The sequence below is a fragment of the Bradyrhizobium sp. genome (genome assembly GCF_049512235.1).
Taxonomy (GTDB): Bacteria; Pseudomonadota; Alphaproteobacteria; order Rhizobiales; family Xanthobacteraceae; genus Bradyrhizobium.
The window spans coordinates 1-21,798 of record NZ_JBEKXH010000057.1; the positions used below are offsets into that span (position 1 = coordinate 1).

The 21,798-nt window shown below is 64.0% G+C and carries 18 protein-coding genes, 1 other RNA gene and 1 pseudogene; 16 read left to right on the forward strand and 4 right to left on the reverse strand.

The genetic code is table 11. The annotated features are described in order from the left end of the window. The 3 genes and pseudogenes from ABSG20_RS07895 to rnpB all read right to left on the reverse strand — a co-directional run. Nucleotides 1–745, reverse strand: a 745-nt coding sequence (locus ABSG20_RS07895; RefSeq protein WP_423863957.1) for an adenylate/guanylate cyclase domain-containing protein, incomplete at its 3' end; no start/stop codon positions are given. Nucleotides 746–910: 165 nt separating this feature from the next. Next, nucleotides 911–1,036, reverse strand: a pseudogene (locus ABSG20_RS07900) (double zinc ribbon domain-containing protein); the annotation flags it as partial. Between the two features lie 319 nt (nt 1,037–1,355). After that, an RNA gene (gene rnpB, locus ABSG20_RS07905) (RNase P RNA component class A) lies at nt 1,356–1,840 on the reverse strand. A gap of 153 nt (nt 1,841–1,993) precedes the next feature. On the opposite strand from rnpB, the gene ABSG20_RS07910 reads away from it, so the two are divergent. Both ABSG20_RS07910 and ABSG20_RS07915 read left to right on the forward strand, forming a co-directional pair. Further along, on the forward strand, nt 1,994–2,341 hold the full coding sequence (locus ABSG20_RS07910) for a YciI family protein (protein ID WP_423863940.1): 348 nt from the start codon (nt 1,994–1,996) through the stop codon (nt 2,339–2,341). Between the two features lie 109 nt (nt 2,342–2,450). Further along, a complete protein-coding gene (locus ABSG20_RS07915; RefSeq protein WP_423863941.1) occupies nt 2,451–3,698 on the forward strand; it encodes an RNA polymerase sigma factor in 1,248 nt (415 codons plus the stop codon). A gap of 76 nt (nt 3,699–3,774) precedes the next feature. Here the strand turns inward: ABSG20_RS07915 and ABSG20_RS07920 are convergent, their stop codons facing one another. Then, nucleotides 3,775–4,635, reverse strand: a complete 861-nt coding sequence (locus ABSG20_RS07920) for an N-acetylmuramoyl-L-alanine amidase (protein WP_423863942.1) — start codon at nt 4,633–4,635, stop codon at nt 3,775–3,777. 466 nt (nt 4,636–5,101) lie between these two features. On the opposite strand from ABSG20_RS07920, the gene rsmH reads away from it, so the two are divergent. From rsmH to ABSG20_RS07990, 14 genes are all read left to right on the forward strand, one after another. Next, nucleotides 5,102–6,097, forward strand: a complete 996-nt coding sequence (gene rsmH, locus ABSG20_RS07925) for a 16S rRNA (cytosine(1402)-N(4))-methyltransferase RsmH (protein WP_423863943.1) — start codon at nt 5,102–5,104, stop codon at nt 6,095–6,097. 2 nt (nt 6,098–6,099) lie between these two features. Then, entirely contained in the window at nt 6,100–6,480 is a 381-nt protein-coding gene (gene ftsL, locus ABSG20_RS07930; protein ID WP_423863944.1) for a cell division protein FtsL, read from the forward strand. After that, complete coding sequence (locus tag ABSG20_RS07935; protein ID WP_423863945.1) at nt 6,477–8,225, forward strand: peptidoglycan D,D-transpeptidase FtsI family protein; 1,749 nt, start codon at nt 6,477–6,479, stop codon at nt 8,223–8,225. The genes ftsL and ABSG20_RS07935 overlap by 4 nt, the downstream gene beginning before the upstream one ends. Nucleotides 8,226–8,268: 43 nt before the next feature. Further along, nucleotides 8,269–9,729: a UDP-N-acetylmuramoyl-L-alanyl-D-glutamate--2,6-diaminopimelate ligase gene (locus tag ABSG20_RS07940; protein WP_423863946.1), complete on the forward strand. Its 1,461-nt coding sequence runs from the start codon at nt 8,269–8,271 to the stop codon at nt 9,727–9,729. Then, a complete protein-coding gene (locus ABSG20_RS07945) occupies nt 9,726–11,165 on the forward strand; it encodes a UDP-N-acetylmuramoylalanyl-D-glutamyl-2,6-diaminopimelate--D-alanyl-D-alanine ligase (RefSeq protein ID WP_423863947.1) in 1,440 nt (479 codons plus the stop codon). The genes ABSG20_RS07940 and ABSG20_RS07945 overlap by 4 nt, the downstream gene beginning before the upstream one ends. An 11-nt stretch (nt 11,166–11,176) precedes the next feature. Next, complete coding sequence (gene mraY / locus ABSG20_RS07950; RefSeq protein ID WP_423863948.1) at nt 11,177–12,283, forward strand: phospho-N-acetylmuramoyl-pentapeptide-transferase; 1,107 nt, start codon at nt 11,177–11,179, stop codon at nt 12,281–12,283. A gap of 4 nt (nt 12,284–12,287) precedes the next feature. Next, nucleotides 12,288–13,688, forward strand: a complete 1,401-nt coding sequence (gene murD, locus ABSG20_RS07955; RefSeq protein ID WP_423863949.1) for a UDP-N-acetylmuramoyl-L-alanine--D-glutamate ligase — start codon at nt 12,288–12,290, stop codon at nt 13,686–13,688. Between the two features lie 314 nt (nt 13,689–14,002). Beyond that, nucleotides 14,003–15,154 carry a putative lipid II flippase FtsW gene (ftsW, locus tag ABSG20_RS07960; protein ID WP_423863950.1) on the forward strand — a complete coding sequence of 384 codons (1,152 nt, stop codon included), beginning with the start codon at nt 14,003–14,005 and terminating at the stop codon, nt 15,152–15,154. Nucleotides 15,155–15,230: 76 nt separating this feature from the next. Beyond that, nucleotides 15,231–16,331 carry an undecaprenyldiphospho-muramoylpentapeptide beta-N-acetylglucosaminyltransferase gene (gene murG / locus ABSG20_RS07965; RefSeq protein ID WP_423863951.1) on the forward strand — a complete coding sequence of 367 codons (1,101 nt, stop codon included), beginning with the start codon at nt 15,231–15,233 and terminating at the stop codon, nt 16,329–16,331. Between the two features lie 227 nt (nt 16,332–16,558). Beyond that, nucleotides 16,559–17,962, forward strand: coding sequence for a UDP-N-acetylmuramate--L-alanine ligase (gene murC, locus ABSG20_RS07970; RefSeq protein ID WP_423863952.1), 1,404 nt, complete (start codon nt 16,559–16,561; stop codon nt 17,960–17,962). A 103-nt stretch (nt 17,963–18,065) separates the two neighbouring features. Continuing rightward, nucleotides 18,066–18,989: a UDP-N-acetylmuramate dehydrogenase gene (gene murB, locus ABSG20_RS07975; RefSeq protein ID WP_423863953.1), complete on the forward strand. Its 924-nt coding sequence runs from the start codon at nt 18,066–18,068 to the stop codon at nt 18,987–18,989. After that, nucleotides 18,989–19,978, forward strand: coding sequence for a D-alanine--D-alanine ligase family protein (locus ABSG20_RS07980; RefSeq protein ID WP_423863954.1), 990 nt, complete (start codon nt 18,989–18,991; stop codon nt 19,976–19,978). The genes murB and ABSG20_RS07980 overlap by 1 nt, the downstream gene beginning before the upstream one ends. Before the next feature lie 118 nt (nt 19,979–20,096). Beyond that, entirely contained in the window at nt 20,097–21,014 is a 918-nt protein-coding gene (locus tag ABSG20_RS07985) for an amino acid ABC transporter substrate-binding protein (protein WP_423863955.1), read from the forward strand. Nucleotides 21,015–21,105: 91 nt separating this feature from the next. Continuing rightward, on the forward strand, nt 21,106–21,798 hold a 693-nt coding region (locus tag ABSG20_RS07990; protein WP_423863956.1), incomplete at its 3' end, for an amino acid ABC transporter permease.

Here is a 21,798-nt window from a genome sequence, read left to right on the forward strand (position 1 = left end):
CGCGGGCTTCAAGGATCCGCCAGCTTTGAGTGTGCTCCGAGTGAATAAACTCCTGGATCAGGCGAGACTTGCCGACGCCCGGCTCGCCCACCAACGCAAGGACCTGACCATTGCCCGCTTGCGCTCGATCGAGCGCCCGACGCAACTGGTCCAGCTCGCCCTCACGCCCGATAAATCGGGTCAGTCCGCGATTGGCAAGCGCCTGAAGTCTTGAGACCGCGACGGCTCCCACCAGCTGATACGCATCGATCGGCGCCGCCAGCCCCCTGACGAACATCGGGCCGAGCGGTTGGGTCAACACATATCCCTCCGCAAGCTGAAAGGTCCGTGAAGAGATCAGAACAGTTCCCGGTATAGCCATCTGCTCCATGCGAGCCGCCACGTGAGTGGTCTCGCCATGGGCGGAATAGTTCGTGTGGAGTTCGCTGCCCAGCGAGCGCACCAGAACCTCGCCTGAGTTCAGGCCGACGCGAATCTGCAGCGGAAGGCCCTCGGTCCGGCGCAGCTCTTCGGCGTAGCTCTTGATCAATTCCTGCATCTTGAGGGCGGCGTAACAGGCTCGGACGGCGTGATCCTCGTAGGCGATCGGTGCTCCGAACAGCGCCTGAATCCCATCGCCCATCACCTGGTTGACCGTGCCTTCATAACGGTCGACGGCTTCCATCATCCGCTGCAGGATCGGATCGAGAAGCCGACGTGCTTCCTCAGGGTCACGATCGGCGATATGTTCGGTTGATCCCTGCACGTCGGAGAAAAGTACCGTGACTTGCTTTCGCTCGCCTTCCAGCGCTGTATCGGAGCTGAAGATCGTTTTGCCGGCAGAGGCAGCCGCGGGGAAATAGGGCGAAGCCAGCGGCGGTGAAACAATCTGCCCCGCCGCGACGCCGGCAGAGGGCGAACCGCAATTGTCGCAGTACCTGCTTTCGGCGGTTAAATTGCTTCCGCAGACCGAGCAGACGGGCCTGACGGCCGTCCCACAAGCTCGGCAGAATCGCGCTTCGTCGCGATTGTTCAGCCGACACCGAGGACACTGCATGCCTAGAATCTCCAGCCAGCCGCTGCGGACAAACGTGGGCCTTCTGGTTTGGAAATCCAGAGTCCTTGTCTGAATTAGCGAGTGGGCTGGTTTAGACTAGCCATGGAGTCCGTGGACGGCAATGCCGACGCCCCCGTGATTGGCGGTTCGGCGACATCGCAGAACAGGAGCGGCGGCCGTGGGTAAGGCGGCAGCAGCCGGCGTGCGGACGATGTGGCGAGGGGTCCGGCGTGTTGCGCCGAACCCCTCATTTCAGTAACACGCGTCGAATTCCCGCGAACTGGAATTCCCGCTTCGCGCGAAAACGCTTTCGCGTAAAGGCATCAGCCGGCCTGTAAGCCGGGTTTTGTAGGGCACCGCCCGCTCGCGCGGACGATACGCGACGGCCATTCCTCTGGGACAACGTTTGCACGTTGCCTCGAGCAACCTACCCGGACGGCGAGCCTGACATCGCCCCCGCGGTGTTATCGCTTACGAAGCGAACAGTGCCGCGTTGCCGTCCCTATTCGGTCTTGCTCCCGGTGTGGTTTGCCATGCCGTTTCCGTTGCCGGATCCGCGGTGCGCTCTTACCGCACCTTTTCACCCTTACCCGCCGTCACAGCTCGCGCTGCTTTGGCGCGGCAAGCCCGAGGGCCTGTCGCGCCGAAGCCCCAAAGGGGCGAAGGCGGGCGGTTCGTTTTCTGTGGCACTGTCCCTGGGGTCACCCCCGCCGGATGTTATCCGGCACCGCATGTCGATGGAGCCCGGACTTTCCTCTTCGGCCACCTTTCGGTGACTGCCGGAGCGGCCGTCCGGCCGACTGACGACTCAAGGCATGGGGGCTTAGCGCCGTCGCGTCAAGCCGTTAACTTCGGCCGAGGGCGGGGCGAATAATTTATCCTGGAGATGTCGTTTTGCGATCGTTCCGTTCGACTGGGTGTCGGCGAACCCCGCCGATCAAAAAAGGAGCAAGGAAGATGCAGTATTTGCTGATGATCTACCAGAACGAGGCCGAGGCCGGCAAAATGGATGCCGCCGCCGGCAAGAAGATGATGGAGGAATATGGCACCTTCACCCAAGGCATCATCCAGAGCGGCAATTTCAAGGCTGGCGACCGGCTGCAGCCGAGCGCGACGGCGACCACCGTCAGGGTCCGCGACGGCAAGACCCTGACCACCGACGGTCCGTTCGCGGAAACCCGCGAACAGCTCGGCGGCTACTATCTGATCGAGGCCAAGGATCTCGACGCCGCGCTTGCTATCGCGGCGCGGATTCCCACCGCGAGATCGGGGTCGATCGAGGTCAGGCCGATCTGGACCTATTAATTGATCGCGAAGCTGTCATTCCGGGTTGCTACGGAGGTTGTCATCGGGCGCCGCTTTGCGCGGACCCGTTGGCAGACCCGAAATGTCGGTCGATAAACGGTGCATTCCCATGTCTCCCAGCGAAATCGAGAAAATATTCCGTGATGAGGCGGGGCGGGCGCTGGCAACCCTGATCCGCCTCGTCGGTGATTTCGATCTTGCCGAGGATGCGTTGCAGGATGCCTTTGCCCTAGCACTGGAACGCTGGCCCGCGGCCGAAAAGCTCTGCAATCCGCGGGCGTGGCTGGTCAATGTCGGTCGCAACAAGGCGATCGATCGCATCCGCCGCCAAATCGTCTTTCGCGGCAAGCAGCGTGAACTCGTGGAGGAGTTGCTGCACAACGCGGCCGGCTCCAACGATGTCGCCGACCCGGCGCTCGACGATGACATGCTGCGGCTGATCTTCATTTGCTGTCATCCGGCGTTCGCGGTCGAGGTTCAGGTCGCGCTGACGCTGCGGACGGTCTGCCGGCTTTCGACCGCGCAGGTGGCGCGTGCCTTTCTGGCCGGCGAAGACGCGATGGCGCAGCGCCTGGTCCGCGCCAAACAGAAAATCCGGCTCGCAGGAATTTCCTACGAGTTGCCGGACCGCGAAGCGCTGGAGCCGCGGCTGCGCGGGGTGCTCGCGGTGATCTATCTCGTCTTTACCGAAGGCTATGCGGCAACCTCGGGCGAGGATCTGATGCGGCCGAGCCTTTTGCGTGAGGCGATCCGGCTTGGTCGCCTGCTTGACGCCCTGATGCCGCAGCGGGGCGAGATCGAGGGATTGCTCGCCTTGATGCTGCTGCATGACGCGCGCCGCGCCGGGCGTCAGACCGCGGGCGGCGATATCGTGCTCCTGGAAGAACAGGATCGCGCGCTGTGGGACCCGCAGCAGATCGCCGAAGGTGTGAGGTTGGTGGAAGACGCCCTTCGGCGGCCCGGCCGTCCCGGCGCTTACGCGGTCCAAGGCGCGATCGCAGCCCTGCATGCGCGGGCGCCGAGTTATCGCGATACCGACTGGAAGCAGATCGCCGGGCTTTATGAAGTGCTGCTACGGATCAGCCCGTCACCGGTGATCGAGCTCAATCACGCCGCGGCGCTGTCGATGGTCGACGGACCGGCGCGGGCGCTCGACCTGATCGACGCGCTGCAGGCCCGCGGCGGATTGCAGGGCTACGAGTTGTTGCCGGCCGTCCGCGCCGACCTGCTGCGCCGGCTCGGCCGCCATGATGCGGCCCGCGAGGCCTATCTCGCGGCGACCGCCGCGACGCAACTGGAGCCGCTGCGGCGGCTTTACGCGCGGCGGCTGAGGGAGCTCGACGACGATCGCGGGTAGCCTACGCCTTAATCACGCTCACCATCCGCCCGCGAGAGCGGGGCGAGGGAGCCCACTGCCGTTGCCGCGAACAAAACTACTGCGCCGACACGGCCCTGGCGTTGGTCGAAAGACCGGTCAGCAGCGACTGCAAGGTGGTCAGGGTCGAGCGATCGGCGACGCCGTCGACGCGGGCGGGGCGGAAATGACGCTGGAAGGCGGCAACCACTTCCATGGTCGGCCCGTCATATTTTCCGTTGATCGGCACAGCGTAGCCGTACTTTGCCAATGCCTGCTGCAGGTGGCCGACTTCCTCGCTGATGGCACCCAGCTTGAGGGCTTCGCCGCGCACGATCGGCGCCGGTTGCGCCCAGTGGCCGACGCCCGAATTGGCCAGCGAATGCCAGGGAAATTTCTCGCCGGGGTCTTTCTTGCGCGATGGGGCAACGTCGGAATGCCCCAGCACCCGGTGTGACGGCACGTCGCGGCGGAGTATGATGCCGCGGCACAGCGCGATGACAGCGGCGATCTGGCGCGGCGGAAAATCCGGATAGCCCCAATCATGACCCCGGTTGACGATCTCGACGCCGATCGAACAGGAATTGATGTCGTCTTCGCCGCCCCAGGAGGCCACGCCGGCATGCCAGGCGCGCTTGGCTTCCGGCACGCACTGCACGATGCGGCCATCCTCCAGTACGACGTAATGCGCGGACACTTCGGTGCCCGCCGTGCACAGCTGCGTGATCGCGCTATCCACATCCGGCATGCCGGTGTAGTGCAGCACGATCATGTCGGGCAACCGGCCCTTGTTACGGTCGCCAAAATTGGCCGACGGAATGATGTCGGAAGCGATCGAGGAATCGGGGTTGAACGTCTTCATGTTCGCATTGGCCTTGGGGAGCGGGATTGCGCGCCGCTTTGCTTCATGACTAGCTGATGCAAACGGACCTGATGGCATAGGACAACCCAAACCGCGCAGCAGGACGGCAATCGTACTACTTTGACACGAACTTTTTCCACTATTGCCTCATTATGATATGCGCGCAATGCCATGATCCGTCGGGGCTTCGAATTTTGGCGGGTTGTGTGCACGACGCCACAGCTGGGCAACGGCCGGCCCCGCTGACGAGCGATTATAGTAGCGCCATCAACCCTTTCTTAACGCCAAATGACGTTACTAAGTGGTGAAGAGCCGAACCGGTCGGGGGACGGCCGAGGCTCATTGACGCTCGAAATCCATGGCAGCCCAGCAAATTCCATCGGGAAATCAGGGTTTGCGATGGGACTCACCGAAGATCGGCCAGCGCGCCTCGCAGGTGATTTTCGAGCCGAAGAGCCCGGCCAAGCAAATATATTTGAGGCGCAATGGGCTCGTTCGCGTCCGAATTCCTTATCCCAGCCCCGACGCCGCCCGGAGCCGGCGCATGAATTCGTTCCCCCAACGTCATATTCCCGTACTCGGCGGTCAGGCGATCGAGATGCTGGAACCCCGCAAGGGCGGCCTCTATGTCGACGCCACCTTTGGCGCCGGCGGCTACAGCCGGGCGATACTCGGCATCCCCGGAACCCGCGTCGTCGGCATCGACCGGGACCGATCTGCCATCGCAGGCGGGTTCGATCTCGTTGACCGGGCGGGCGGCCGGCTGACGCTGGTCGAGGACCGGTTTTCCAATCTCGAGAGGATTTGCGCCGCGCAGGGCTTGGATGCGGTCGATGGCGTCGTGATGGATGTCGGCGTCTCCTCGATGCAGATCGATGTCGCCGAGCGCGGATTCTCGTTTCGCCAGGGCGGCCCGCTCGACATGCGGATGGGCCATGACGGTCCGACCGCGGCGGACGTGATCGCGAGCGCCTCCGAGACCGATCTTGCCGCCATCATCTACATCTTCGGCGAGGAGCGTCACTCACGCAGGCTCGCCCGCGCCATCGTCGCCGCGCGCCAGGAAGCGCCGATCCTGACCACACGGTCACTGGCCGATATCGTCTCCAGGGTGGTGCGGTCGAAGCCGGGCGAAATTCACCCGGCGACGCGGACGTTTCAGGCGCTGCGGATCTTCGTCAACGAGGAACTCGACGAGTTGCACCTGGCGCTGGCGGCGGCTGAGCGCGTGCTGAAGCCCGGCGGCCGGCTGGTCGTGGTGTCGTTTCATTCGTTGGAAGACCGCATCGTCAAGAATTTCATGGTCGAGCGCGGCAAAGCCGGTGGTGGATCGCGGCATCTGCCGGAGCTTGCGCATGCCGCGCCAAGTTTTGTCATTTTGACCAAGCGTCCCGTTACCCCGGATGACGACGAGATTTCGGCCAACCCCCGCGCCCGCTCCGCAAAACTTCGGGCAGCCGAACGCACCAATGCGCCGGCGCATGCCGCCGCCGCATTGCCGGCATGGCCTGTTCTCGCTGACGTGTTGAGGAGAGGCTGATCATGCGGATCATCCATCTTCTCGTGATCGCCGCCCTGGTGTTCGCCGCCGCCTATGTCTACCGGATCAAGATGGACTCCACCGCCCGCACCGAGCGCGTGCTGCGGCTGCGTGCGGAAATTCGCGAGCAGCGCGACGCCATCGCGGTGCTGCGCGCCGAATGGGCCAGGCTTGATGCACCGTTGCGGCTGCAGGGCCTGGCCGAACGCCATCTGGCGCTGAAGCCGCTGAATGCCACGCAGTACGATTCGTTGAAAAACCTGCCCGAGCGGCCGCCGAGCTTCGTCAGGCCGGGCGATCCCGATCCGATCGGCGCGATGATCGAGGCCATCGATTCCGTCGCAGCGACGGGTTCGATGCCGGGGCCAGAGGATCCGCGATGACCGATGCCGCGCGCAGCTCCCTAAAGCCCAGAGAACCATGGCGGCAGCGGCTGATCCGCACCCTGCTTTTCGGCCGCAACGTCGACCGGTCAGCGAAAGCGCGCGCCCGTGTCGGATTTGCGATCGTGGCTTTTGCGGCCATTTATGCGGTGATCGGCGGACGCTTGATCATGTTTGCCGTCAGCGGCGATGGCCACGCCGCGCGCCTGACCGCGGCGCAGGACGCCATCGCTACCGCGCGGCCCGACATCGTCGACCGCAACGGCGAAGTGCTCGCCACCGACGTCAAGGCGCCCAGTCTGTTCGGCGAGCCGCGCCGGATCATCGACAAGGACGAAGCGATCGAACTTCTGACCGCGACGCTGCCCGATCTCGACACCTCCGAGGTACGCGACCGGCTGTCCTCGAAAAAGGGCTTTGTCTGGCTGAAGCGTGAAATCACGCCGCTGCAACAGTTGGAAATTCACCGCCTCGGCATTCCCGGCATCGGCTTCCTGCGCGAGAACAAGCGGGTTTATCCCACCGGCGCCGAAGTCGCGCACCTGATCGGACTGGTCAATATCGACAACCAGGGCATCGCAGGGATGGAAAAGTGGCTCGATTCCAACGGCCTTGCCGATCTGCACCGCGCCGGCTTTGCCACCGACCGTCTGCAGCGACCGATCGAATTGTCGGTCGACCTGCGCGTCGAACACGCGCTGCGCGACGAACTGCTCAAGGCCAAGGAAAAATTCCACGCCAAGGCGGCCTCCGGTCTCGTCTCCAACGTCAGGACCGGCGAGATCGTGGCGATGGTATCGGTGCCGGATTTCGATCCCAACAATCCGAAAGAGGCGCACGATCCCGACCGCATCAACCGGCTGACCACCGGCGTCTACGAGTTGGGGTCGACGTTCAAGGCCTTCACGCTGGCGATGGCGCTGGACTCCGGCAAGTCCGATCTCAACTCGATGTGGGATGCGCGCGGGCCGCTGCACTACGGCAGGTTCACCATCCATGACGACGAGCCCAAGGGCCGCTTCCTCAACATGAAGGAGGTGTTCACCTTTTCGTCGAACGTCGGCGCGGCGCGCATTGCGTTGTCTCAAGGCGTGGAGGCGCACAAGGCGTTCCTGCGCAAGATGGGGCAAATGGAGCGGCTGCGCACCGAATTGCCGGAGAGCGCCTCGCCGATCCTGCCGAAGAAATGGAGCGAATTGAACACGGTGACGATCGCATTCGGCCATGGCATCGCGGTGGCACCACTGCAGGCGGTGATGGGCATCGACGCGCTGGTGAATGGCGGCTATCTGATTCCGCCGACCTTCCTGAAGCGCAGCGAACCGGAAGCGATGGCGCTGGCAAAACGGGTGATCAGGCCGGAGACCTCCGAGAAAATGCGATTCCTGATGCGGCTGAACGCCGAGATCGGTACGGCGAGAAAAGCCGACGTCAAGGGCTATTATATCGGCGGCAAGACCGGCACCGCCGAGAAGGTCGTCAACGGCCGCTACGTCAAGAAGCGCGTGCTCACGGCTTTCACCGCGATTCTGCCTGCCGATAATCCCCAGTACCAGCTCCTGGTCATGCTGGACGAGCCGCAGCCGCTGAAGGAAACCTACGGGTTCATCACTTCCGGCTGGAACGCGGTTCCGACCGGAGGCAATGTGATCGCCCGCATCGCGCCGCTGCTGGGGATCGAGCCGCGCTTTGACCTGCCGCCGTCCGACCGCCTCATTCTTGCGGCATCGAAGACAACCCAGTAAGGCGTTATCATACGCGCCGGCCGGACCGGAAGACAAAGAGACCATGAGACTTCGCGACCTGTTCAGCGATGACGCCACGATCGATACGCAGGCGGAAGCGGCTGTGGTATCAGGCCTTGCGGTGGACAGCCGCGCGGTCAAGCCCGGCGATGTGTTCTTCGCGCTCGCAGGCCACAAGACCGATGGCGCGCGCTTCATCGATGCTGCGATCGCAGCCGGCGCGGTTGCGGTAGCCGGCGCGCATCCGTCGCAAGGCGCTTGCCGCGTGCCGTTCGTTGCCACGCCCAATCCGCGCCGCGCGCTGGCGCTGGCCGCGGCGAAGTTCTATCCGCGGCAGCCGGCCGTCATCGCGGCAGTCACCGGCACCAGCGGCAAGACCTCGGTCGCCGCCTTCACCCGCCAGATCTGGCAGCGGCTCGGTCAGCAAGCGGCCAGCATCGGCACCATCGGGCTGGTGTCGCCGCAACGCACCATCTATGGATCGCTGACCACGCCGGATCCGATTGCGCTGCACCGGCAGCTCGACGAAATCACGCGCGACGGCGTCACCCATCTGGCGATCGAGGCTTCGTCGCACGGGCTCGATCAATATCGGCTGGACGGTGTCCGCATCGCTGCTGCCGGATTTACCAACCTGTCGCGCGATCACATGGATTATCATCCCGACGTCGAACATTACCTTGCCGCCAAGCTGCGACTGTTCCGCGATCTCGTCAAAGCCGATGGCGCGGCGGTGATCTCGGCCGACCATGATTGCTCGCAGGCCGTGATCGATGCGGCGCGGCGGCGCGGCCTGCGGCTTGTCGCGGTCGGCGGCAAGGGCTGTGGCGCCGACGAGGGCATCGGTCTGATCGGGGCCGTGATCGACGGCTTTGCGCAGGAATTGACGCTCGAGCACCGCGGCCGCAGGCAGGCGGTCCGGCTGCCACTGGTCGGCGAATTCCAGATCGAGAATGCGCTGATCGCGGCCGGGCTCGCGATCGCTACCGGCAGCGAGCCGGACCAGGTATTCTCTTGCCTTGAACATCTTGAGGGGGCAAAGGGCCGGTTGGAGCGGGTCGGCGAATGCAACGGCGCGCCGATCTTCGTCGACTATGCACACAAGCCCGACGCGCTGGCCAAGGCGCTGCAGGCGCTGCGGCCTTACGCCAAACGCAAGCTGATCGTGGTGTTCGGCGCCGGCGGCGACCGCGATGCCGGCAAACGTCCCCTGATGGGCGCGATCGCCGCCGAGAATGCCGACAGCGTCATCGTCACCGACGACAATCCGCGCAGCGAAAATCCCGGCCTGATCCGGGCGGCGATCCTGAGCACCGCCAAAGGCGCAAGAGAAATCGGCGACCGCGCCGAGGCCATCCAAGCCGCGATATCCGCGCTGCAGGAGGGTGATGCGCTCCTGATCGCCGGCAAGGGCCATGAGAGCGGACAGATTGTCGGCGACCGCGTCCTGCCGTTCAGCGATCATGATGCGGTTGCAGCGGCACTTGCCCCGAGGGTTGCATGAGCGCTGTGCCGCTGTGGACTTCGGGCGCGATGGCGGCGGCGATGCGCGCCGAGGTCAGCGGCGCATTGCCGGAAGCGGTCTCCGGCCTTTCCATCGACAGCCGCACCATCGCGCCAGGTGAAGGTTATTTTGCCATCAAGGGCGACGTCCATGACGGACATGATTTTGTCATGGCGGCCTTGCAGGCCGGCGCGGCGCTGGCGGTGGTCGGTGCGGCCGAGCGCGCGAAATTCCCGGGCGACGCGCCGCTATTGGTGGTCGACGACGTGCTCGCGGCTCTGGTCGATCTCGCTGGTGCCGCGCGTGCGCGCCTGCATGCGCAGGTGATTGCGGTCACCGGATCGGTCGGCAAGACCTCGACCAAGGAGGCGCTGCGGCAGGTATTGTCCGCGCAAGGGCCGACCCATGCTTCCACCGCGTCGTTCAACAACCACTGGGGCGTGCCGCTCTCGCTGGCGCGCTGCCCCGCCACGGTGCGTTTTGCGATCTTCGAGATCGGCATGAATCACCCCGGCGAAATCGAGCCGCTGGTCAAGATGGTGCGGCCGCAGCTCGCCATCATCACCACGGTGGAGCCGGTGCATCTGGAATTCTTTGCCGGCATCGAAGCGATTGCCGACGCCAAGGCGGAAATATTTACGGGCATCGAGCCCGGCGGCGCCGTGGTGCTCAACCGCGACAATGCGCAGTTCGACCGGCTGCAGCGCCGCGCCGGGGAACTCGGCATTTCGCGCATCGTCTCGTTCGGCACCGATGAAAAGTCCGACGCGCGGCTGCTCGACATGTCGCTGCATGCGACCTGTTCGGCGCTGCAGGCCAATATCCTAGGGCATGACGTGACCTACAAGCTCGGCGTGCCCGGCCGCCACATGGCGATGAATTCGCTCTCGGTGTTGGCCGCGGCGTCGCTTGCGGGCGCCGATCTTGCGCTTGCCGCATTGTCGATGTCGCAGATCGAGCCGGCGGCGGGCCGCGGCGTGCGGCGCAGGCTGGAAGTCGGCAACGGCGAGGCGACGTTGATCGATGAAAGCTATAACGCCAACCCGGCGTCGATGGCGGCCGCGCTCAGCGTGCTCGGCCATGCCGAGATCGGCGCGCATGGCCGGCGCATCGCGGTGCTCGGCGACATGCTCGAACTCGGCCCAACCGGCGCCGCGCTGCATCGCGGCCTGGTCGACGCCATCAAGACCAATCATATCGATCTGGTTTATTGTTGCGGTCCGCTGATGCGAAACTTGTGGGACGTGCTTTCCACGGGTAAACGGGGCGGCTATGCCGATAGCGCCGCCGATCTCCAAGCGCAGGTCGCAGCGGCAATACGCGCCGGCGACACCATCATGATCAAGGGGTCGCTCGGCTCGAAGATGAAAACGGTTGTCAATGCGCTCGAAAAGCGCTTTCCCGGTAGCGCCGCGCGCGACCAAGCCGCGGTATAGGGCGGATTTTAATGTTCTACTGGCTGATTGATCTTTCCAACACGGTTCCCGGCATGGGCGTGTTCCGCACGTTCTTGAACGTCTTTCGCTACATCACCTTTCGCACTGGCGGGGCCATGGTGACCGGAGCGCTGTTCGTCTTTCTGTTCGGCCCCTGGATCATCGATCATTTGCGGCTTCGCCAGGGCAAGGGTCAGCCGATCCGCAGCGACGGCCCGCAGTCGCACCTTTTGACCAAGATCGGCACGCCGACCATGGGCGGCCTGATGATCCTGTCCGGGCTGGTGGTCTCGACGCTACTGTGGGCCAATCCGCTCAATCCCTATGTCTGGATCGTGCTGGCGGTGACGCTCGGCTTCGGCTTCGTCGGTTTCTACGACGACTATCTGAAAGTGACGAAACAGTCGCATGGCGGCTTCGCCGGCAGCATCCGGCTTTTGCTCGAGGCGCTGATCGCGCTGGCGGCGTGCTACGCGCTGGTCCGGCTCGGACGCCAGCCGTTCTCCTCCTCGCTGGTGCTTCCCTTTTTCAAGGACGTGCTGTTGAATTTCGGCTGGTTCTTCCTGCTGTTCGGGGCCTTCATCATTGTCGGCGCCGGTAACGCGGTCAACCTGACCGACGGCCTCGACGGTCTCGCCATCGTGCCGGTCATGATCGCGGCGGCGAGCTTCGGCTTGATCTCCTATCTGGTCGGCAACGCGGTGTTTTCCGATTATCTGCAGATCAATTACGTCGCCGGCACCGGCGAACTGGCGGTGCTGTGCGGCGCCGTGCTCGGCGCCGGACTGGGATTTCTCTGGTTCAACGCGCCGCCGGCGTCGATCTTCATGGGCGATACCGGCTCGCTGGCGCTCGGCGGCATGCTCGGCTCGATCGCGGTCGCGGTCAAACACGAGATCGTCCTTGGCGTGATCGGCGGACTGTTCGTGCTGGAAGCGGTTTCGGTGATCGTGCAGGTCGTTTCGTTCAAGCTCACGGGCAAGCGCGTGTTCCGGATGGCGCCGATCCACCACCATTTCGAACAGAAGGGTTGGACCGAACCGCAGATCGTGATCCGGTTCTGGATCATCGCGGTGATGCTGGCGCTGGCCGGCCTCTCCACCCTGAAGCTGCGGTGATCCTTTGATCCCCATCACCTCCTTCGCGGGCAAGACGGTCGCGGTGTTTGGCCTCGGCGGCTCGGGGCTTGCGAGTTGTCACGCCTTGAAGGCGGGCGGGGCGGCAGTGATCGCTGGCGATGACGGCGTTGAAAAACTCGCCGAGGCCGCGCAAGCGGGCTTTGTCACCGCTGACCTGCGAAAAGTGTCGTGGGCGAATTTTGCAGCTTTGGTGCTGACGCCGGGCGCGCCGCTGACCCATCCCGCGCCGCACTGGACCGTGCTGGCGGCGCAACGGGCCGGCATCGAAGTGATCGGCGATATCGAACTGTTCTGCCGCGAGCGACGGCGTCATGCGCCGGATGCGTCCTTCGTCGCCATCACCGGCACCAACGGCAAATCGACCACCACCGCGTTGATTGCCCATCTGATGCGCGTCGCCGGCTATGATACCCAGATGGGCGGCAATATCGGTACCGCGATCCTGTCGCTGGAACCGCCGCGCAAAGGCCGCGTGCATGTCATCGAGATGTCGTCCTATCAGATCGATCTGGCGCCGTCGCTCGATCCCTCCGTCGGTATCCTGCTCAACATCAGCGAAGACCACATCGATCGCCATGGCACGCTTGCGCATTACGCCGCGGTCAAACAGCGCCTGGTCGCCAGCGTGCAGAAAGAGGGCACCGCGATCGTCGGCGTCGACGACGGATGGAGCCGCAATACCGCCGACCGGATCGAGCAGGCCGGCCAGCGCGTGGTCCGGGTCTCGGTTAAAAGCCCGCTTCCGGACGGCCTCTATGTCGAGCGCGAAACCATCTGGCGTGCATCGGGCGGCGCGCGCAGTGCGATCGCGCGGATCGGCGGCATCGGATCCTTGCGGGGGCTGCACAACGCGCAGAATGCAGCCTGCGCTTCGGCTTGCGCGCTGGCGCTCGGGGTCGCGCCCGAAATGCTGCAGAGCGCTTTGCGCAGTTTTCCCGGTCTCGCGCACCGCATGGAGCAGGTCGGCCGCCGCGGCAAGGTCCTGTTCGTGAACGATTCCAAGGGCACCAACGCCGATGCCGCGGCGCACGCGCTGTCATCCTTCGCCGATATATTCTGGATCGCCGGCGGCAGGGCCAAGCTTGGCGGCATCGCCTCACTGACCGAATACTTTCCGCGCGTCCGCAAGGCCTATCTGATCGGCGAGGCGGCAAAGGAATTTTCCGCCACGCTCGGCGCTTCGGTGCCGCACCAGATCTCCGAGACCCTTGAAGTCGCCGTCGAGCATGCCGCCCGCGACGCCGAAGCCTCGGGTTTGCCTGACCCGGTGGTGCTGCTGTCGCCGGCCTGCGCCTCATTCGACCAGTACCGCAATTTCGAAATCCGTGGCGCGGCCTTCCGCGACCTCGTCACCGCGCTGCCGGGCGTTGAGCCGGTGATGTGAATTCTTTCTTACCTCTCCCCGCTTGCGCGGAGAGTTCGGATCGCATCGCAGATGCGATCCGGGTGAGTGGGACTCTCCGCGAGACGAGCCCGTTGAGAGAGCCCCTCACCCCAACCCTCTCCCCGCGAAGAGCGGGGCGAGGGAGCACACCGCGCGTGCGGCGGGAATTGCGGAAGCCGGGGCGCACGCTCTTTCTTGCCTCTCCCAGCAAGCGGCCGCAAGCCGGCATAGGTAAGAAAAGCCGCATCCCGTTAACCCTTCGGAAACCATCATCAGCGACCAATGGGCAAACCCTCAAGGCTCTGGGACCGCCCATGCTCTCCCGTGAACAACGCAACCCCCTCAGCGAGTGGTGGTGGACCGTGGACCGCGCCCAGCTCGCGGCGATCATTGCGCTAATGCTGAGCGGAATCATTCTTTCGCTGGCGGCCAGTCCGCCGGTGGCGACCCGGATCGGCCTCGATCCCTTTCACTTCTTCAACCGCCATGTCCTGTTCCTGTTGCCGTCCTTCATCGTGCTGATGGGCGTGTCGTTCCTGTCGCCGCGGCAGATCCGCCGCACCGCCCTGATCGTATTCGCGGTCAGCATTCTCTTGATCGTGGCGACGCTGTTGATCGGTCCGGAGGTCAAGGGCTCGCGGCGCTGGATCACGCTGATCGGCCTCAACATCCAGGCCTCCGAATCGGCCAAGCCGGCGTTTGTGGTGCTGGCGGCGTGGCTGTTCGCGGAATCGGCGCGGCGGCCGGAAATGCCCGCGACCTCGCTGGCGCTGGTGTTGCTCCTGATGCTGGTGTCGCTCTTGGTGATGGAGCCCGATTTCGGCCAGACCATGCTGATCCTGATGGTCTGGGGCGCCCTGTTCTTCATCGCCGGGATGCGGATGATCTGGGTGGCGGGACTGGCGGGCGCTGCCAGCGCCGGACTGTTCGGGGCCTACCTTCTGGTGCCGCACGTCGCAGGCCGCATCAAGCGCTTCATGAATCCCGCCTCCGGCGACACCTTTCAGGTCGATACGGCGATGGAGGCCTTTTACAACGGCGGCTGGTTCGGATTGGGACCGGGCGAGGGCATCGCCAAGCGCAGCCTGCCGGACAGCCACACCGACTTCGTGTTCGCGGTGGCGGCGGAGGAATTTGGCATCATCCTTTGTCTTGCACTGCTTGCTCTGTTCGCCTTCATCGTGATTCGGGCGCTGTCGCGCGCTTACGCCACCGAGGACATGTTCGCGCGCTTCGCCGCAGCGGGCTTGGCGATTTTGTTTGGCGCACAGGCCGCGATCAACATGTCGGTCAATCTGCAGCTGATCCCAGCCAAGGGCATGACGCTGCCGTTTATCTCCTATGGCGGCTCCTCGATCGTCTCGCTGGCCTATGGCGTCGGCATGATGCTGGCGCTGACCCGGCATCGGCCCCGCACCGAGATGGAATCGATCGGCGATGCCAACGCGGTGCGAAGTTACGCTTGATCTTAACGCAGCTCTTCGTCATTGCGCGCCGGCCGTCAGCGCGCAATGACGAAGAGCAACTCGCAAAGAACCCCCGATGACCGACGCCCCTCTCATTCTGCTGGCCGCGGGTGGCACCGGCGGCCATCTGTTTCCCGCCGAGGCGCTCGGCGTCGAACTGATGCGGCGCGGCCTTCGGGTGCGGCTGGCGACCGATGCGCGCGCGCTGCGCTATAGCGGATTGTTTTCCAGGGGCACCATCGACGTGGTACCGAGCGAAACGCTACGCGGCCGCACGCCCTGGTCGCTGGCCCGCACAGCGGTGATGCTCGCCGTCGGCACCGCGGTTTCGCTACACCTGATGCGCCGGTTGAGACCTAGGGCCGTGGTCGGCTTTGGCGGCTATCCGACGCTGCCGCCGCTGATGGCGGCGCGGCTGACGGGCGTGCCGGGCATCATTCACGAAGCCAACGCGGTGCTCGGGCGTGCCAACCGTTTTCTGTCGCGCCGCGTCAGCGCGATCGCGACCTCGCTGCCGGGCGTGCTCGACCGCGACCCGGCGCTATCTGGAAAAACCACCAATGTCGGCACCCCGATGCGCCCCGCCATCCTCGCCGCGGCGGCGGTGCCGTACCTCGCCCCCGAGCCGACGGGAACGTTTCGGATGCTGGTCGTCGGCGGCAGCCAGGGGGCGCGGGTGATGGCCGATATCGTGCCAAGCGCGATCGAGCGGCTTGATCCCTCGCTGTGGAACCGATTGATCGTCACCCAGCAGGTACGCGAAGAAGACATGGCGCGAGTGCGCGCGGTCTATGACCGGCTCGGGATCAATGCCGAACTGGCACCGTTCTTCACCGATCTGCCGGCGCGGCTGGCCTCGAACCATCTCATCATCTCCCGCTCCGGCGCCGGCACCGTGGCCGAACTCGGCGCCATCGGCCGGCCGTCGATCCTGGTGCCGCTGCCCGGCTCGATCGACCAGGATCAGTTCGCCAATGCCGGTGTGCTGGCCGAGGTGGGCGGCGCGCTGCGGATCGCGCAATCAGATTTTACCTCCGAGCGGCTGGCGACGGAAATTGCCGCGCTGGCGGCCGAGCCGGCGCGGCTAGCTGCGATGGCGGCGTACGCCCGCACCGTCGGCCGGTTGGATGCCGCCGAAAAGCTCGCCGATCTGGTGATGAAAGTGGCTGGAATTTAGGCCAAACAGGCCTGATTTAGAATATTTGCGTCATGGCCGGGCTTGTCCCGGCCATCCACGTCTTGCATGAAGTGACGGCGATTCGTGGATGGCCGGGACATCTGCGCGAAGACAGGCGGAGCCGGCCGCAAGCGGAGCCTGTCATCGGGTGCGCATTCGCGCGACCCGTTGGCGCGAACCCGTTGGCGCTTTTGCCCGGCCATGACGAAAACACTGCGAGACATGCCATGAGACTTCCGCGCGAGATCGGACCCATCCACTTCGTCGGGATCGGCGGCATTGGCATGAGCGGCATCGCCGAGGTGCTTTTTAACCTCGGCTACACGGTGCAGGGCTCGGATGCCGCCGAGGGCGCCAATGTCAACAGGCTGCGCGACAAGGGCATCGCCATCAATGTCGGGCACAGGGCTGAAAACGTCGCCGGCGCCGACGTGCTGGTGGTGTCGACCGCGATCAAGCGCGATAATCCGGAATTGATGGCGGCCCGCGCCCAGCGCATTCCCGTGGTTCGACGCGCCGAAATGCTGGCCGAACTGATGCGGCTGAAAAGCTGCGTTGCGATCGCGGGCACCCATGGCAAGACCACCACGACCTCGATGGTGGCGGCATTGCTCGATGCCGGCGGCCTCGATCCGACCGTGATCAATGGCGGCATCATCAATGCCTACGGCACCAATGCGCGGCTGGGGGCCGGAGAGTGGATGGTGGTGGAAGCCGACGAGAGCGACGGCACCTTCCTGAAACTGCCGGCCGATATCGCCATTGTGACCAATGTCGATCCCGAGCACCTCGACCATTTCAAGACCTTTGACGCCGTGCAGGATGCATTCCGCGAATTTGTCGAGAACGTGCCGTTCTACGGTTTTGCGGTGATGTGCATCGATCACCCTGTCGTGCAAAGTCTGGTCGGCAAGATCGAGGATCGCCGCATCATCACCTATGGCGAAAATCCGCAGGCCGACGCGCGGCTGATCGATCTTCATCCGATCGGTGGCGGATCCAACTTCAAGGTCGCTTTTCGCGACCGCAAGACCGATGTCGCCCATGAGATCGCCGAGTTGGTGCTGCCGATGCCGGGACGGCACAACGCGCTCAACGCCACCGCAGCGATCGCGGTCGCCCGCGAATTGGGCCTTGCGGACGAGACCATCCGCAAGGCGCTCGCAGGTTTTGGCGGCGTGCGGCGGCGCTTTACCCGAACCGGCGAATGGAATGGCGTCACCGTCATCGACGATTACGGCCATCATCCGGTCGAGATCGCAGCCGTCCTGAAGGCGGCGCGAGAATCCTCCGATGGCAAAATCATCGCGGTGGTGCAGCCGCACCGCTTCACCCGGCTGCAATCGCTGTTCGAGGAATTTTGCACCTGTTTCAACGACGCCGATACCGTTGTTGTCGCCGAAGTCTATCCGGCCGGCGAAGCGCCGATCGCAGGCATCGACCGCGACCATTTTGTCCTCGGCCTGCGCGCCCACGGCCATCGTGAAGTCATTCCGCTGCGGAACTCCGCCGATCTCGCTGGCGTGGTGCATGGCATCGCCGCTCGCGGCGACACCGTCGTCTGTCTCGGCGCCGGCAACATCACGCAATGGGCCTACGCGCTGCCGGCCGAATTGAAGGCGCTGGGGTAATGGCACCACCCTTAACCTCGTCAAGCCCGGGCTTGTCCTTCAACTTCGTCATGCCCGGGCTGGTCCAGGACAAGCCCGGCCATAACGAGTGGAGAGGCTATTTTTGACCTTCCCTGACATCACGCCGGCTCTCAAAGCTGCGATGCCCGAATTGCGCGGGCGGCTGCTCGCCAATGAGAGCCTCGCGCCGCTGACGTGGTTTCGCGTCGGTGGTCCGGCGCAGCTGCTGTTCACGCCAGCGGATGAGGATGATCTCGGCTATTTCCTGGCGCAGCTGCCGGGCGAACTGCCGGTGTATGCCGTCGGCGTCGGCTCCAACCTGATCGTGCGTGACGGCGGCGTCCCTGGCGTGGTGATCAGGCTAAGCCCACGCGGCTTCGGCGAGACCAGCGTCGAGAGCGATGTCATCACCGCCGGTGCCGCCGCGCTCGACAAGCGCGTGGCCGAGGCCGCGGCGGCGGCGAACCTCAGCGGGCTGGAGTTCCTGTTCGGCATTCCCGGTACCATCGGCGGCGCGCTGCGGATGAACGCCGGCGCCAACGGGGCCGAGACCAAAGACGTCCTGATCGAGGCCACCGGCATCGGGCGTGGCGGCAAGAAACATACGTTTGGCAATGCCGACATGAAGTTCGCCTATCGCAAGTGCGGTGTCGATCCCTCGATGATATTTACCTCCGCGCGTTTCCGTGGGCGGATCGCCGCACCGCAAGCCATTCGGACCCGTATGCAGGAGGTGCAAACCCATCGCGAAACCGCGCAGCCGATCCGGGAAAAGACCGGCGGTTCGACCTTCAAGAATCCGCCCGGTCAAAGCGCCTGGAAGCTGATCGACGCCGCCGGCTGCCGCGGCTTGCGCGTCGGCGGCGCGCAGGTTTCCGAGATGCATTGCAATTTCCTGATTAACACGGGAACCGCGACCGGCCATGATATCGAAAGCCTCGGCGAGACTGTTCGCTCCCGGGTCAAGCAGAACTGCGGAATTGAGCTGCAGTGGGAAATCAAGCGGATCGGGATCGAGAAAAGCTGATGCGGATTACCATTCTGTTCGGAGGGACGAATAAAGAGGGGAAGGTGTCGGTGGCCACGGCCCAGGCGCTTTGTACGACCTTGCCGGAAGCCGAGCTGTGGTTCTGGGATATTGATGACACGGTGCATGAAGTCTCGTCCGAGGTGCTTTTGAAGCATCCGCGGCCGTTCGAGGACCCGTTCACGCCCAACACGCCGAGCCTCGGCACGATCGAACAGGCGCTCGATCAGGCCAAGGCCGAGGATCGCCTGCTGTTGCTCGGTCTGCATGGCGGCATGGCGGAGAATGGCGAGCTTCAGGCGATGTGCGAGATGCGCGGGATTGCCTTCACCGGTTCGGGCTCGGCGTCGTCGCATCTTGCTTTCGACAAGATCTCCGCAAAACGCTTTGCGGCCATCGCGGGCGTGAAGTCGCCGGCTGGTGTCGCGCTGGAGGATGCAGAGGCCGCTTTGGCCGAGCATGGCAGGCTGATTGCCAAACCGGTGCGGGATGGATCGAGCTACGGCCTGATCTTTGTCAATGCGCGCCAGGACCTCGTCGCGCTTCGCCGCGCGGCCAAGACCGAAGACTATGTGATCGAACCGTTCGTCGCCGGTACCGAGGCGACCTGCGGTGTGCTGGAGCGACTGGACGGCTCGCTGATGGCGCTGCCGCCGGTGGAAATCGTCCCCGGGGAAGGTGTGTTCGATTACCGGGCAAAATACCTGGCAAAATCGACGCAGGAAATTTGCCCCGGGCGTTTTGCGCCCGATATCACCGCGGCCATCATGGATCAGGCGGTCAGGGCACACCGGGCGCTGTCGTGCAGCGGCTATTCCCGCTCCGACTTCATCGTTTCGGACCAGGGGCTGGTTTTTCTCGAAACCAACACCTTGCCCGGCCTGACCAAGGCCTCGCTCTATCCCAAGGCCCTCAAGGCGGAGGGCATCGATTTCGCAGATTTTCTGCGCGACCAGATGGTGCTCGCGGAAAGGCGCGCGGGCAAATAAGGGTGGATCGCTGCTGGTATGGGAACCATCGGGGGACGGATGACGGCCGAAAGTCACATTCTATTCCGGCCCGGTTTATGCCAGCATTGCGATCAATCGCTCCAACAGGAGAGCACGAATGAAACATTTGCGTCTGATGGGCCTTGCGATCGCCGCCGCGTTCTGCGCGGGGCAGGCCAGCGCCGAGGATCTCACCGGGACCTTGAAGAACATCAAGGAGAGCGGCGCGATCACGCTCGGTTTTCGCGATTCGTCGATCCCGTTTTCCTATCTGGACGACAACCAGAAGCCGGTCGGCTTTGCGATGGACATCTGCTACAAGATTGTCGACGCCGTGAAAAAGGAGCTCAAGCTCGACAAGCTCGAGGTCAAGCTCAACCCGGTGACGTCCTCGACCCGCATTCCCCTGCTGGCCAATGGCACCATCGATCTCGAATGCGGTTCGACCACCAACAATGCCGAACGCCAGAAGCAGGTGTGGTTCACCAACAGCCATTTCCTGACCGCGAGCCGCTTCGTTTCGAAGAAGGCCGGCAACATCAACTCGATTGATGATCTCAAGGGCAAGCCGGTGGTCTCGACATCAGGCACCACCAACATCAAGCAACTCACCGAAGCCAACGCCGCCCGCAATCTTGGCGTCAACATCATCCCGGCAAAGGATCACGCCGAGGCGTTCCTGATGGTCGAGACCGACCGCGCGGTGGCGTTCGTAATGGACGACATTCTGCTGGCTAGCCTGGTCGCCGGGTCGAAAGACCCGGCCGCCTATGTGATCTCCAAGGACGCCTTCTCGAAGCCGGAGCCCTACGGCATCATGCTGCGCCGGGACGACGTGGCCTTCAAGAAGGTGGTCGACGGCGCCACCGCCGCGCTTTATCAGAGTGGCGAAGGCGAAAGGCTGTACGACAAATGGTTCATGGAGAAAATTCCGCCCAAGGGGCTGAACCTCAATGCGCCGATCAGCGCCGAGTTGAAGCACGAATTTGCCAATCCCTCGGATTCTCCCGATCCCGATTCGTATAAGGCGATGTGAGCTCCCCTCGCTGGTGCGATGGCGCGGCCATTGCATGAGCGGCGGTCTGTGGCGCAGTCTTGATCTGTAGCCGTGGTTTGCGGGGGCCTTTTTGAATTATCACTGGAACTGGCACATCTTCTTCGAGCCGGCCCCCGACGGGACCGGCACCTATCTCGACATGCTGCTGTCGGGGCTGGTTCTGACCGTCGAGACCGCGATCTTCGCCTGGATCATCGCGCTGGTCTTCGGATCGATCGTCGGCGTGTTGCGTACGTTGCCGTCGAAGACGGCATCCTGGGCAGGCTTTGCTTATGTCGAATTCTTCCGCAACATGCCGCTGTTGGTGCAGCTCTTTCTCTGGTTCTTCGTGCTGCCGGAATTGCTGCCGCGTGCCTGGGGGCTGTGGCTGAAGCAGATGCCCCACGCGCCGTTCTACACGGCTTCCGTTGGTATCGGGCTGTTCATGTCGGCGCGCGTCGCCGAGCAGCTGCGGGCGGGCATCGGATCGCTGCCGCGCGGCCAGAGGTTGGCTGCCACTGCGCTCGGCCTGACGACGGCGCAGACCTATCGCTGGGTGCTGCTGCCGATGGCCTTTCGCATCATCATGCCGCCACTCACGTCAGAATTTCTCAACACCATCAAGAATACCTCGGTGGCGATCACCATCGGCCTGATCGAACTGACCGGCGAGGCGCGGGCGGTGCAGGAATTTTCCTTTCAGGTGTTCGAGGCCTTCACGGCGGCCACCATCTTGTACCTCCTGATCAATATCGTGGTCGTCGCCGCCATGCGCTGGCTCGAA